Consider the following 13349-nt stretch of genomic DNA (forward strand, 5'->3'; position numbering starts at 1 on the left):
TCCAGATTCCGACACGGTGATGACGTCTCCCGCGGCCGGCCGGCTCCCAGTCGGCCGGCCGCGCTTCATTGGAGGTTGAACGAGTGATCGGCAGCATCGAGGTGCGCGGCCTGTCCCGCACCTTCCACACCACCGTCCGCCGGCCAGGCCTCGTGGGAGGCCTGCGTTCCCTGGTCAACCCGGAGCGGGTCGCCAAGCACGCCGTCTGCGACATCACCTTCGACGTGGCCGCGGGCGAGCTCCTCGCCCTGCTCGGCCCGAACGGCGCCGGAAAGTCCACCACCATCAAGATGCTCACCGGCATCCTCACCCCCACGTCCGGCGAGGCACGCGTCGCGGGCGTGGCGCCGTACCGGGAGCGGGAACGCAACGCCCGAAACATCGGGGCCGTGTTCGGGCAGCGCACCCAGTTGTGGTGGGACCTGCCGGTGCGCGAGTCGTTCGCGATCCTGCGCGACATCTACGAGGTGCCGAAGGCCGAACACGCCGCGCGCCTCAAGGAGTTCGACGACCTTCTGGAGCTCTCCTCCTTCTGGGACACCCGGGTGCGCCACCTCTCCCTCGGCCAGCGCGTGCGCTGCGACCTCGCCGCGGCGCTGCTGCACGACCCGCCGGTCGTCTTCCTCGACGAGCCGACGATCGGGATGGACGTGGTGGTGAAGGAGCAGGTCCGCGAGTTTCTTCGGCATCAGGTCGAACAGCGCGGCCGCACCGTCCTGTTGACCACGCACGACATGACGGAGGTGGAACGGCTCGCCGAGCGCGTGGTGCTGATCAACCACGGACGGCTGGTTCTGGACGGCACCCTGGACGAGATCCGCCGCACGTTCGGCTCCACCTGGCAGGTGCGGGCCACCCTTGCCGACCCGCACGCCGAGGTCGTGGCGCTGCCGGGGATCACGGTTGTGCGGCACGAGGGCTCACGGGTGGTCTTCGGCCCGGACGGATCCGGTGCGCCGACCGTGCACCAGGCGCTGAAGTCGGTCATCGAGCGGTACGAGGTGACGGACGTCGCCCTGGACGAGGCCGAGTTGGAGGACGTGATGCGGGCCGCGTACGTGCAGGCCGGGGACATGTGATGGCGGTCCTGCACGCCTGGCGTGCCGCGCGGGTCACCCCGCTGGGTGAGCTGCACACCCCGCCCCGGATGACCGCCGTCCTGCTCCGTCTGGCCGTCCAGGTGGTGCTGGTGGCGTCCCTGTGGCACGGTCTGTACGCCCACACCGGCACCACCGCCGGAATGACCCGCGACCAGGCCGTCACCTACGCCGTACTGGCCGTACTCGCCTCCCGGCTTCGGGAGTTGGACCAGTACGCGGGCCGGGACAGCGTGATCCAGCACATGCACTTCGGCACCATCGTCTACTGGTACCTGCGCCCGCTGTCACCCCAGCGCTACTACGCCCTGCGTGCCCTCGGCGAGCAACTGTACGGTCTGGCCTGGGCGTTGACCGGGTATGCGGTCTGCCTCGCGGCCAAAGCGGTGGAACCGCCCGGGTCGGCCGCCGTGGCGGGGGTGTTCGCGCTGAGTCTGCTGCTCGGCCAGTGGATCCTGTACTACGTCATGCTGGTCATCGACCAGCTGTGCTTCTTCACCCTGCGCAACAGCGCCGCGATGCTCATCCTGATCTTCGCGCAGAACCTGTTGTCGGGGGTGTACGCGCCGTTGTGGTTCTTCCCCGACTGGTTCGTCACGCTGAGCGGTTTCCTGCCGTTCCAGGCCACGCTGAGCGTGCCGTTGTCGCTCTACGTGGGCCGCATCCCGCTGTCGGACGCCGGGGCCGCCCTGCTGGTGCAGGCCGCGTGGGCGGTGGCGCTGGCCCTGTTCACCCGGCTGGTGTGGCGACTCGCCGCCCGGCAGGTCATCTCGCAAGGGGGTTGACGCGCTTGAAAGCCATACGTCTCGCGTGGCGGATCACGCGTCTCAACTTCCGCGCTCAGCTGGAGTACCGTTCCGAGTTTCTGATGATGGTCGCGATCGGCGCCGTCTGGCAGGTCTCGGTGATCGTTTTCGCAACCGTGCTGCTGACCCGTTTCAGCGGGATGGGCGGCTGGGACAGCTCGGACGTGCTGCTCATCCCGGCGACCCGGATGCTCGCCCACGGTCTGTTCGTCCTCTTCCTGGGACGGATGCACGGAATCGGTCACTTCATCCAGGAAGGCAGGATCGACGTCTGCCTGGTGCGGCCCATGCCGGTACATCTCCAGGTGCAGTTGCGCGTGTTTCCCACCAATGCCATCGGTGATCTGACCGTTGCGGTGGCCCTGATGGTGGGCGCGCTCAGTCGCAGTCACCTCGACTGGACGGCGGGCCGGACCTCTTACCTGATCGTGGCCGTGCTCGGCGGCATGCTCCTGGAGGCCGCCTTGTTCACGGCGGTGGCCTCCGCCGCCCTGCGCTTCCCGGCCGCCGACTACTGGGGCGGTTGGCTCGAGGAACTGCTCGGCACGTTCGGCAGCTACCCGCTCAACGTGCTGCCCAAGGCAGTGGGCGGCTTGCTGACCTACGGCCTTCCCCTCGCCTTCGTCGCGTACTTCCCGGCCGCCATCCTGACCGGCCACGGCCACGACACCGGCGTCCCCTACTGGCTGGCGGCGGCATCCCCGCTGGTGGGCCTGCTGGCGTACATCGGCTCACGGCTGCTGTGGCGGTGGAGCCTCGGCCACTACACGGGGGTGAACGGATGACGCCCGCGGCAGGAAGGTCCGCGGGCCACTGATGATCCCGCTCCTCGTCCGTACCGCTTGGATCACGTGGCACGGTACGCCCGCAGAAAAGCCGCGACACCGCCACTCATCAAACGCTCGGTCTCCTCCTTCGGCAGTGGCACCACCCCGTAGTGGGAGCGCTCCGTGATCGCGTGGGAGACCAACGCCGTGAAGTGCGTCGCCGCGAGGGTCGCGTCGCCGTGCACGTCGAGCAGACCGGCGGCGGCGAGGCTCTCCATGGCCTCGGCCAGGGCGCGGCCGACGGGGCCCGGCCCCGCGTCCCGCCAGGCGTCGAGCACCTCGCGTGGGACGTGGTCGGCCTCGGCGTGGATGTGGCGGACGAGGGCGAAGTGATTCGGGTACTCCGCCATGAGGCCGACGAAGCCGCGGGCGAGGGTGACGAGGTCATGCTCCAGATCCTGCGGCCGAGGTGGCCGATCCGGGTCCAACACGCCGTGCAGGCAGGCGAGTTGGGCGTCCTTTACCTCGCCTGACGTCCAGGTGACGACCGCACCGAAGAGCTGCGCCTTGCCGCCGGGGAAGTGGTTGTAGAGCGTGCGCGTCGAGACGCCGGCCTCGGCCGCGAGGGCATCCACGGAGGCGCGCGCGTACCCCTCTCGACCGAAGACGGTGCAGGCCGTGCTTGCGATCGCCATCTGCTTTTCCAGTTTGCGGGGCGAGACCGAGCGCCGCGCCTCGTCAACCCAGCTCTCGTTGGTTGTGCCCACCCTCGACCCCTCGCCGATTACAACGAGCGTTGTACTTTTTACAACGCTCGTTGTAGCTTACCGAAGGTGAGGCCGCATCGCGCGGCCGTCCCGCCCCGCAAGGGCCGTGAGGAAGAAACAGGGGGACACCCATGCCTGCCGGTAACCCGCCCACCGCCGAAACAGCCGTCACAACCGCTGTCGAGAACGACGCCCCGCTGCGCGTGGCCGTCGTCATCGGCAGCGTCCGCGAGGGTCGTCAGGGCCGCGCCGTAGCGGACTGGTTCCTCGACACCGCCACCGGACACGACAGCCTGGACCTGGACGTCATCGACCTCGCCGACACCGACCTGCCCCTGGTCATGCCCGGCTGGGGCGGCTCGCCGAGCCCCGAGACCGCGGCCGTACTGGCGGACGTCTCACCACGGCTGGCCGCCGCGGACGCCTTCGTCGTCGTCACCCCCGAGTACAACCACAGCTTCCCTGCCGCACTGAAGAACTTCATCGACTGGCACCACTCGCAGTGGCAGGCCAAGCCGGTCGGATTCGTCTCCTACGGCGGTCTCGCCGGCGGCATCCGAGCGGTGGAGCAACTGCGGCTGGTATTCGCCGAGTTGCACGCCATGACCGTGCGGGACGCCGTGAGCCTGCACGGCCCTTGGTCAGGGCTCGGGGAGGACGGCACACCGCGCGACGCGGCCGTCTGCGAGGGCGCCGCAAAGGGCATGATCGGCCAACTCACTTGGTGGGGGCGGACGTTGCGGAGCGCCCGCGCGAGCCACCCCTACCAGGGCTGAGGTCGCGATCACCGGCTCGGTGATATCGGTCCTCGACATCACGACGTGAACGCCGCTCCGCACTGGAGCGCCCAAGCACCGCAAACAGCACAAGCAGAACAAGCGGCGGTAAGCGTTTTCCCCCCGGCACTCACTGTTTCCTCAACAGACCTTGTGTGTCACACCGGTCGGCCTCAATCTGAGCTCTGTTCACCTTCTCGCCGCCACCTCCCCGACCGGAGACACCCCCACATGAGACGACTCATCGGCACCCTGGCAGCCGGCGTCCTGGCCATCACCGGCCTCACCGCGACCGCCGCCCTGCCCGCCCAGGCCGCGCCCGCCGCCGCGTCCGGCAGCTTCAACGTCCTGACGTACAACGTCGCGGGCCTGCCCGAGGGACTCAGCTCCGGCCACCCGGCCACCAACACCCCGCTGATCTCACCGAAGTTGGCGGCGTACGACATCGTCAACGTGCAGGAGGACTTCAACTATCACGCCGCGCTCTACGCGGGCGACAACCACCCGTACCGCACCGCGACGAGTGGCGGCGCGGCCATAGGCGACGGCCTCAACACCCTCTCGAACTACGCCTTCGAGGACTTCGAGCGGGTGCGGTGGAACAACTGCACCGGGACCAACTGCCTTACGCCGAAGGGCTTCACGCTGTCCCGGGTCCGCCTGGCCGAGGGCGTCTTCGTGGACCTCTACAACGTCCACACCAACGCCGACGACTCCGCTGACGCGCTGGCCGCCCGACGCGCCAACATCAAGCAACTGTCGGACTTCATCCAGGCGAACTCGTCAGGCAACGCGGTGCTCGTGATGGGCGACACCAACACGCGCTACACCCGAGCCGGAGACAACATCCGCACCCTCGCCGACGAGAACGGCCTGACCGACGCGTGGGTGAAGCTGGTGAAGGGCGGCACCCGGCCCACCCAGGGCGCCGACCCGCTGCTGTGCCCGACGACCGCGCCGACGAACGACTGCGAGGTCGTGGACAAGGTCTTGTACCGGAGCAGCAAGCTCCTGACCCTGAACGCGACCCGTTACAAGAACGAATGGGCGTCGTTCCTGGACTCCGCGGGAGGCAACCTCTCGGACCACTTCCCGCACACGGTCGACTTCTCCTACACCCTCAACCCGAGCGTGCGCGCGAGTGACTTCTTCGGCGGTCCGCACGGCACGGCGTTCAACGACGCGGACGACCTGCCCGCCGCCCCGGCCCCGCGGGCGCTGACCCTGCGTGGCAGCGCCCGCTTGGACGCGGTGGCGCTGACGTACGACGGTGGTACGACGGTCACCCACGGAGGCACGGGCGGTACGGCGACGTCGCTGACGCTGGCGACGGGCGAGCACCTCACCTCGGTGAAGCTGACGCAGGGCCAGAAGGACGGCCGTACAAGGATCTTCTCCGCGGCGTTCACCACGGACAAGGGCCGCACGCTGTCCTCGGGCACCGCGACGGCCGACACGACCACGTTCACGGCCCCGTCCGGCTGGCAGATCGTCGGCTTCACGGGCCGCGCGGGCGACGAGATGGACAAGCTGGGCGTGCTGTACGCGCCGATCAGCTGAACCTCGTCACGCCAGGACGCTTCCGCCGAGGACCCCGCCCAGGCTCCGCCAGGCCTGCGGCGGGCCGGCCGTCCCCTCGCGTGGAAGCGTCCGGGTAGGCGGTTTCGGGCGCGCGGGACCTTTAAGATCCTGCCCAGTAGCCCTAGGCCCGAGCGCACACAAGGCGGTCCCCTCCATGCCACGAGTCGGCCTCACCACCGACCGCCTCGTCGAAGGCGCCGCCGAGCTGGCCGACGAGGTCGGCTTCGACAACGTCAGCATCTCGGCGCTGGCCCGGCGCTTCGGGGTCAAGGACGCGAGCCTGTACTCGCACGTCAAGAACCTCCGGGAGCTGCGAACCAGGCTCGCGCTGCTCGTCGGCGGCGAGATGATCGACCAGATCGCCGCAGCCGTCGTAGGACTCGCCGGCAAGGACGCGTTGGTCGCTTTCGCGGGGGCCTATCGGGAGTACGCCCTGCGGCACCCGGGACGGTACGCCGCCACCCAGATCCGTATCGACGACGAACTCGACCAGGAGCTGGCCGCCGAATCCCCCGTCCTGCGCCGCACCGTCGACATCACCTACGGGATGCTCCGCGCCTACCGCCTTGACGAACCCGACATCACCGACGCGGTCCGCCTGTTGCGCAGCACGTTTCACGGGTACTGCGTGCTGGAGGCCGGCGGAGGCTTCGGTGCACCCCGGGATGTGCAGCGGTCATGGAACAAGGCGATCGACGCCCTGCACCTGGCACTCACCCACTGGCCGCGGGAGGACGCCACCGTAGGCTGACGTCGCGTCAGTCTCCCTGCCCGGAGACCGCCTTCTCAGCCGGCGGCCCGCTCTCCCTCACTGCGCTCCACGCAGAACTCGTTCCCTTCCGGGTCCACGAGGACCGCCCACCCGGTGCCGTCGGGCCGGCGGCGGTCGTCGACCAGGGTGGCGCCGAGGGCCAGCAGCCGCTCGACCTCCTCCTCACGGGTGCGGTCCTGCGGCTGGAGGTCGAAGTGGACGCGGTTCTTCTTGCTCTTGGGCTCCGGGACGGTGACGAAGAGCAGGCCCGCGCCCTCGATCAGCACCTCGGGGTCACCCGGCTCGTCGTCCTCGGCGAGGGGCTGGCCGAGAACCTCGGCCCAGAAACTCCCGAGGGCGTAGGCGTCGGAACTGTCGATCGTCACATGGTGGATGGCAGAAGTCATGCGCGGATTCTTGTGGACACCGCTTGTCCGCGACAACGGAGTTTTCCTGGCACGGCAACCGATTCCTCCCCCGCGGCCACCACGGGCCATGACAGTTGCACGACACACGATACCTACGCGACGGCTCTCAACGGGGCTTCACCGACCACGACGACGCTTCGGATCGCTCGCTTGAAACCGTGAAGGAGAACCGGTTCTCCGAGCCCGTCGGCCAGCGGACGATCAGGTCGTATGTCCCATGGGGCCGGCCGGTGCCCGCCCCCCGCACCTCCACGGCCACCAGTTCCCGGAGGGGCAGGGGGGCGGGCTCGGCAGTGAGGCGGGCCAGCGCGACGAAGAGAGTCCCGGGGCCGTCCCCCAGCACGCCCGACAGCACCGACGTGCCCGTCAGGCCGTGCACGGGAACCAGGTCGGCTCGCTCACCCGCGCCCTCCACCGGCGCCCAGCCCGTGACCTGCACCTGCGTCCCCGGCGCCGCGCCGGCCACCAGATGGACCCGCACCTCCAGCGCGCCGTCGGCCACCACCAGACTGGTGACCTCGGCGCCGGAGTCCAGCACGTACCTGGAGGCCGCCCAGCCCTCTCCCACCCCGAGCGGGACGATGCCCTCACGGTGCGCGTCACCGCCGACCACGACGACGTTGTCCGGTGGCGAGTCAAGCGGCCGGGTGACCGTGGAGTACGCGAACCGTGTGTAGTAGGGGTCGTAGCGGACGTCCTCGCTGCCGTGGTTGTGCAGGCGCACCAGGCCGTCCGAACTCGTCGACTGCACCAGCCAGTTGGGGGCAGAAAGTGGGGTGACCGCGTCTCCTTGTTCCACCGGTCCGGCCGCTTCCCGCGCCGTCCACACCTCGTGTTCCGGTGGAAGCAGCAGACCGAGGAAACCCTTGCTCGCCCAGTAGGGGGAGGCGGGTCCCGAATAGCCCTGCAGGACCGACTCGTCGGGGCCGTGCCAGCCGAGGGTCAGCAGGCCGCGCTCGTCGACCGCGTCCCGTTCCAGAAAGTACTTCAGCGTGCCCGAGGCAAGGCGGCGGGTCTCTCCGGGGGGCAGCGGGGTATGGCCGGTCAGGGCGCCCAGCCACAGGGGGGCGGTGGTGGCGAAGCGGTAGGTGAGGGAGCGGCCCTGGTGCATCGGCGCCCCGTCGCCGCCGAACAGGCGGGCGTAGTCGGCGAGATGGGCCCTGAGCCGTCCGCCGTAGAGGGCGAGGAGGTCCGGGTCGTCGGCCAGCCAGGCGTGCAGGACCGGGTAGAGGTGCATCGCCCAGCCGTTGTAGTAGTCGAAGGCGCGGCCGGGTCCGTCGGTGTACCAGCCGTCGCCGACGTACCACTGCTCGATGCGTTCCAGGCCGCGGTCGACGGCCTTGCGGGAGGCCTCCGGCTCGTGGCCGATCGACTCCAGGAAGCCGCCCACGGTGACCGGGAACAGTTCCCAGTTGCAGGGCCAGGGTTCGGCGGTCAGCGCGTCGCCGAGCCAGGCCGCCGCGCGCTGTCGGACGCCGTCGTCGAGGCGGTCCCAGAGCAGCGGACGGGTCAGTCGCAGCGCGAGGGCGATCGACGCGGCCTCGACGAGCGGCTGGCTCCGGTCTGCGATGCTGGGCCAGACGCCGAGGACTCCGGCTTCGAGACCGGTCGCGTAACGCTCCAGCGCGTTCTCGTCGCGGCGGAAGGCGGCCAGCAGCAGGGTGCGGGCGTAGCCCTCCAGGCCGTCGGAGAGGCGGCCCGACCAGCTCTCTCGGCTGCCGGGAAAGTGGTAGAGGGCGCGATCTTCGGTGGCGTACGGCTCCACTGCGGCGAGCAGGGCGTCCGCGGCCGCCTCCCAGTGGGCGCGGGTGTAGCCCGTTCGGGGGCTGCGGGCGGGGTCGGGCGGGGGCAGGTGCATGTGCTGTTTCTTTCCTTCGCGGCCGGGTCGGGACCCAGGTCGTGGCCTGGGGATGCCAGGACCTGGGGGCGTCCCGGTTCCGGTCGGGGCGCCCCCAGGCGTTCATCCCGCCCGCACGGTGCCCCTCGGCACCAGATGCCGGGCGACGAGTTCGTCGCGGACCAGGCCCGCGTAGACCGTGGCTCCGTGCACGGAGGTGTGCGTGTTGTCGCGTCTTTCGTTGTAGAGGTAGAGCGCCTTGGAGCCCTCGACGCCGAGGGACTCCACGAGAGCCTTGGTCTTGGCGGTGAGGTCGATCAGCGGAATGTCCTGCGCGGCCGCGACCGAGCGGATCACCGCCGGGTGATCGACGCCAAGTCCGTTGACCAGCAGGGCTGTTCCATTGTTCAGAGTGCCGTCGGCGCTGAACCAGCGGCGCACGATGGGGGTGACGAGGACCGGCCGGCCGCCCTTCTCCCGCGCTCCCGCCACCAGTGTCTCGAGGTTCGCCCGGTACGTCGCCTCGTCGGTCGTCTTGTCGTTGTGGGCGAGCTGGACCAGGACGAGGTCGCCGGGGCGGATCAGCGGCTGGACCGTGGCCCACAGCTGCGGGTTCCCCAGATAGGTGACCGTACTCTCCCCGGAATCGGCGTAGTTGGCGACCGAGACGCCCTTGCGCAGATACTGCGGCAGCTGCTGGCCCCAGCCGGTGTACGGGTCGGCGGGTTGGTCGCAGACCGTGGAGTCGCCGATGAGGAAGATCTGCCGGGCGTGCCGGGAGGGGGTGACCCTGATGTCGGCCAGGGCCGGCGCCGAGCCGCCGAGTGTCAGGTCCAGGCCGGGAGTTCCGTCGGCGCCGGTGGGCTCGCCCTCGGGGGTGCGGACGTCGACCGTGAAACTGCGGGAGACGCGTTCACCGGCGGGGGCAGCGGTTTCGGGGAGGAGGGCGCGCCGCGTCTCTCCGGTGATGGCGGTGCTCGAGTCGATGTCGCCGCCGAGGACGACCTTCACGTCGTAGGTGCCGGGCGGGACGTCGAAGTGACATGCGGTGGCGGTGCAGTTGTCGATGCCGAGGGGTGCGCGGCCGCCGTGGGCGTGGGCGGCGGGTGCGGCCGTCAGACCCGCGGTCAGGGTGAGCGCCGCCAGCACGGCCATGTTGAAACGTCTCACTTGCAGCTCCTCCGGCGCGGCAACAGGGTTGGCGGCAGGACCGTACCGCCTCTGGCAAGCGCTTTCTAGACCTTGGACCGATTTCACAAGATTGCCAACCTCACACCAGCGAAAGCCCTTTCGCGAAATCGATTCAACTGTCACTCTCTCAGGCACCCGCACCCCACACCTCCCGAAGGAGGCACCCCCATGTCCGGATCCGAGAGCCACAGGCCGGTCCGACGCCGCACCTTCGTCCTCGGCACCGCGGCCGCCGCCGGCTCGGCCGCCCTCACCGGCCCGCTCGCCCTCCCGGCCGCCGCGGCGGCCTTCGGCTACACCGACGACGGCTCGAACTACGTCGTCGACACCGGCGCCAACCTGGTCTTCAAGGTCAGCAAGACGACCGGCGACCTGACCTCCCTGGTCTACCGGGGCACCGAGTACCAGGGCTACGGCGGCATGAACTCGCACATTGAGTCGGGGCTCGGCAGCTCCACCGTGACGATTCGGCAGTCCGGCTCGACGATCCTGATCTCGGTCACCCACGGCACGCTCAGGCACTACTACGCGGCCCGCAGCGGCGAGAACAACGTCTATCTGTGGACCAACAAGGCCGACACGTCCGTTTCGGCAACCCGCTACATCGTGCGCGTCAAGGCCGGCCTGTTCCTCAACGACGAGCCCGACTCCTACACGTACACGACCAGGACCATCGAGGCCTCCGACGTCTTCGCGAAGTCCGACGGTCAGACCCGCTCCAAGCACTACTCCAGGCTGCGCGTCATGGACTACAGCCACATCGGCTGGACGACGGGCAGCAGGGGCCTGTGGATCGTGCGCAGCAACCACGAGAAGGCCTCCGGCGGCCCCTTCTACCGCTCTCTCCTTCGCCACCAGAGCGCCGACGGCGGCGGCCTCTACGAGATCCTCTACTACGGCCAGAACCAGACGGAGGAACAGCGCTTCGGCCTCCAGGGCCCGTACGTCATCGCCTTCACGGACGGCGGCGCCCCCTCCTCGTCGCTGTTCCCGGGCACCCTGACCACGCCCTGGGCCGACTCGCTCGGCATCGCCGGATACGTCGGGGCGAGCGGCCGGGGCCGGGTCGCCGGGGTGGGCATCACCGGGCGCGACACGGCGTACCCGTACACGGTCGGACTCGCCAACTCGGCTGCCCAGTACTGGGGTCCGGCGCGCTCCTCCGACGGCTACTTCTCGATCACGGGTGTGCTGCCGGGGACGTACACGCTGACCGTTCACAAGGCCGAGCTCGCCGTGTACAGCACCCAGGTGACGGTGTCCGCGGGCGGGACGACCACCCTCAACTCGATCGCGATCCCGTCCTCGAACGACCCGAGCAACGCGAGCGCGATCTGGCGGATCAACGACTGGACCGGTACGCCGAGCGGCTTCAAGAACGCCGACCTCATGACGTACGCGCATCCGTCGGACGTACGGGCCGGCGCCTGGACCGGCAACGTGGTGATCGGCAGCGGCAGCGAGACCTCGGCGTTCCCCTGCTATCTCTGGAAGGACGTCAACAGCGGTCTGCTCGTCTACTTCAAACTGACCCCCGCCCAGGCCGCCGCCGCGCACACCCTGCGCATCGGCGTGACGACGGCCTACGCCAACGGCCGGCCGCAGGTCGTCGTGAACGACACCTGGACCTCGGCCATCCCCTCCCCGCCCACCCAGCCGAGCACCCGGTCCCTGACCAACGGGTCCTACCGGGGCAACAACCACACATTCACCTACAGCATCCCGGCGAGTGCGTGGCTCACGGACACCGGCCAGTACAACGTACTGAAGATCAACGTGGTGAGCGGTTCGGGGACGACCTCCTACCTCAGTGCGGGCACCTCGATCGACGCGATCGACCTGCTTGCCTGACCTGACGTCAGGTTCCACGCGTCCACTGCTGGTTGGTCCCACCGTTGCACGTGTAGGTGATGACGGCGGCCGAGTTGGCGGTGGACGCGCCGTTCACGTCCAGGCACTTGCCGCTCGCCCGGGAGGTGACGTTGACGTAGCTGCCCGAGGTCGTCAGCGACCACTGCTGGCCGGCGGCCGTCGCGTTGCAGTTCTCCTGGCTGACCGTGCTCGCGTTCTCCTGCACGCACAGGGAACTGTTTCTGACGACCAACTGGTAGTAACCGCTTCCGACGGACTTGAACCAGTATTTCTGGTTGTTGCCGCCGTTGCAGTCGTACTGCTTGATCTGGGCCCCGGCCCAGAGGGACTGGCTCGTGACATCCGCGCACTTGCCGCTGTGCCGGGCGATCAGCGTGTTGTACGTGGCGCTCGTGCCGGTAACCGTTCCCGCGGCCGTGTCGACGGTGACCTCGGGGGACCAGGACATCGACAGCGAGGTGGATGTGGGGAAGGTCAGCGGCAGCCAGACGTAACGGGAGTCATTGACGGTCCCGCCGAAGGAGTTGCCCCAGCGATCGCCCAGGTAGAGGTAGGAGGTGCCCGACGTGCCCTGGACGGGAAGGACGTACGCGGTCTGCGAGCCGTACGCCGTGGAGTCGCCGACGTTCGTCATCGCCGTCCAGGGCCCGGCGAGGGAGGTCGCCGTGGCGTACTGCTGCTGGTTGGGGTTCCAGCCCGTCGCGGCCGAGGTGAGCATGAAGTAGACGCCGCCCCGCTTGAACAGCGCCGGGGCCTCGCGGTGGCCGTCGTGCCAGGGGTCGGCGACGAGGCTCGCGATGCCGGTGTAGTCGGCCGTGAGCCGGTAGATCTGCAGGTCGTAGTTCTCACGGGCGGCCGAGACCATGTAGCCGGCGCCGTCGCTGTCCACGAAGACCGTGATGTCCCGGGACATGTACTGGCCGAGCGGGCGGAAACTGCCCTGCCAGGTGTAGTTTCCGTCGACGGTGTCCGACACGGCCACGGCGGCCCGCGCCTCGCTGTAGTCGGTGCCGTTCTCCTTGTGCATCCACATGACGAACTTGCCGGTGGACGCGTTGTACATGACCTTCGGACGTTCGATGTTGGCGGTGGCCAGCTCGGAATCGCTCGACTGGGTCAGGACGTGGTTACGGAACTCCCAGTTCTTCAGGTCGGTGGAGCGGTAGGCGTCCACGTACCGAAACGTGTTGTCGGCGTTGCGGTCCTCGCCGAACCAGTAGTAGTAGGAGCCGACCTTGAGGACCCCGCCGCCGTGGGCGTGCACGGGAGCGCCCGAAGTGTCGGTGAACTGTGTGCCGTTGGCGATCGTCTGCGGCGCCGCCTGAGCCGTTCCCGCGGTGGCGAAGGCTCCGATCAGCGCCAGACAGAGGGCGAGCAGGGTCGCGTACGCACGTCTCATCGGGGCTCCTTCATAGGCCTCTCGAAAGAGGGGCGTTCGGAACTGCGAACGGCATGTGGAATGGCGAACGCCGAAAA

The 13349-nt window shown here is 69.1% G+C and carries 12 protein-coding genes; 7 read left to right on the plus strand and 5 right to left on the minus strand.

The window, feature by feature from the left end:
- Window positions 1–83: 83 nt before the first annotated feature.
- The 3 genes from B5557_RS10150 to B5557_RS10160 are packed head-to-tail and all read left to right on the plus strand — an operon-like array spanning window position 84 to window position 2688.
- Window positions 84–1079: an ABC transporter ATP-binding protein gene (locus tag B5557_RS10150; protein ID WP_079658809.1), complete on the plus strand. Its 996-nt coding sequence runs from the start codon at window positions 84–86 to the stop codon at window positions 1077–1079.
- Window positions 1079–1882: an ABC transporter permease gene (locus tag B5557_RS10155; protein WP_079658810.1), complete on the plus strand. Its 804-nt coding sequence runs from the start codon at window positions 1079–1081 to the stop codon at window positions 1880–1882. The genes B5557_RS10150 and B5557_RS10155 overlap by 1 nt, the downstream gene beginning before the upstream one ends.
- A gap of 5 nt (window positions 1883–1887) precedes the next feature.
- Window positions 1888–2688, plus strand: a complete 801-nt coding sequence (locus tag B5557_RS10160; protein ID WP_079658811.1) for an ABC transporter permease — start codon at window positions 1888–1890, stop codon at window positions 2686–2688.
- A gap of 62 nt (window positions 2689–2750) precedes the next feature.
- On the opposite strand, the gene B5557_RS10165 is transcribed toward B5557_RS10160, so the two are convergent.
- The gene (locus B5557_RS10165) at window positions 2751–3437 is read right to left on the minus strand and encodes a TetR/AcrR family transcriptional regulator (RefSeq protein ID WP_079658812.1); all 687 of its coding nucleotides are present in this window, start codon (window positions 3435–3437) and stop codon (window positions 2751–2753) included.
- A gap of 131 nt (window positions 3438–3568) precedes the next feature.
- On the opposite strand from B5557_RS10165, the gene B5557_RS10170 reads away from it, so the two are divergent.
- The 3 genes from B5557_RS10170 (at window position 3569) to B5557_RS10180 (ending at window position 6545) form a co-directional block, all read left to right on the plus strand.
- Window positions 3569–4213, plus strand: a complete 645-nt coding sequence (locus tag B5557_RS10170; RefSeq protein ID WP_079658813.1) for an NADPH-dependent FMN reductase — start codon at window positions 3569–3571, stop codon at window positions 4211–4213.
- A gap of 231 nt (window positions 4214–4444) precedes the next feature.
- Window positions 4445–5773: a jacalin-like lectin gene (locus B5557_RS10175; RefSeq protein WP_079658814.1), complete on the plus strand. Its 1329-nt coding sequence runs from the start codon at window positions 4445–4447 to the stop codon at window positions 5771–5773.
- A 175-nt stretch (window positions 5774–5948) separates the two neighbouring features.
- Window positions 5949–6545: a TetR/AcrR family transcriptional regulator gene (locus B5557_RS10180; RefSeq protein ID WP_079658815.1), complete on the plus strand. Its 597-nt coding sequence runs from the start codon at window positions 5949–5951 to the stop codon at window positions 6543–6545.
- 35 nt (window positions 6546–6580) lie between these two features.
- Here the strand turns inward: B5557_RS10180 and B5557_RS43610 are convergent, their stop codons facing one another.
- The 3 genes from B5557_RS43610 to B5557_RS10195 form a co-directional block, all read right to left on the minus strand.
- Window positions 6581–6952: a VOC family protein gene (locus B5557_RS43610; protein WP_079658816.1), complete on the minus strand. Its 372-nt coding sequence runs from the start codon at window positions 6950–6952 to the stop codon at window positions 6581–6583.
- 127 nt (window positions 6953–7079) lie between these two features.
- The gene (locus tag B5557_RS10190; protein ID WP_079658817.1) at window positions 7080–8831 is read right to left on the minus strand and encodes a DUF2264 domain-containing protein; all 1752 of its coding nucleotides are present in this window, start codon (window positions 8829–8831) and stop codon (window positions 7080–7082) included.
- A 102-nt stretch (window positions 8832–8933) separates the two neighbouring features.
- Window positions 8934–9980, minus strand: coding sequence for a rhamnogalacturonan acetylesterase (locus tag B5557_RS10195; RefSeq protein ID WP_079658818.1), 1047 nt, complete (start codon window positions 9978–9980; stop codon window positions 8934–8936).
- Window positions 9981–10169: 189 nt separating this feature from the next.
- Here B5557_RS10195 and B5557_RS10200 point away from each other — a divergent pair, with 189 nt between their 5' ends.
- Window positions 10170–11852 (plus strand): rhamnogalacturonan lyase B N-terminal domain-containing protein, encoded by a 1683-nt coding sequence (locus B5557_RS10200; RefSeq protein WP_079658819.1) that lies wholly within the window; start codon window positions 10170–10172, stop codon window positions 11850–11852.
- Window positions 11853–11859: 7 nt separating this feature from the next.
- Here the strand turns inward: B5557_RS10200 and B5557_RS10205 are convergent, their stop codons facing one another.
- Window positions 11860–13272, minus strand: coding sequence for an RICIN domain-containing protein (locus B5557_RS10205; RefSeq protein ID WP_079658820.1), 1413 nt, complete (start codon window positions 13270–13272; stop codon window positions 11860–11862).
- Window positions 13273–13349: the final 77 nt, after the last annotated feature.

The organism is Streptomyces sp. 3214.6 (genome assembly GCF_900129855.1).
Taxonomy (GTDB): Bacteria; Actinomycetota; Actinomycetes; order Streptomycetales; family Streptomycetaceae; genus Streptomyces; species Streptomyces soliscabiei.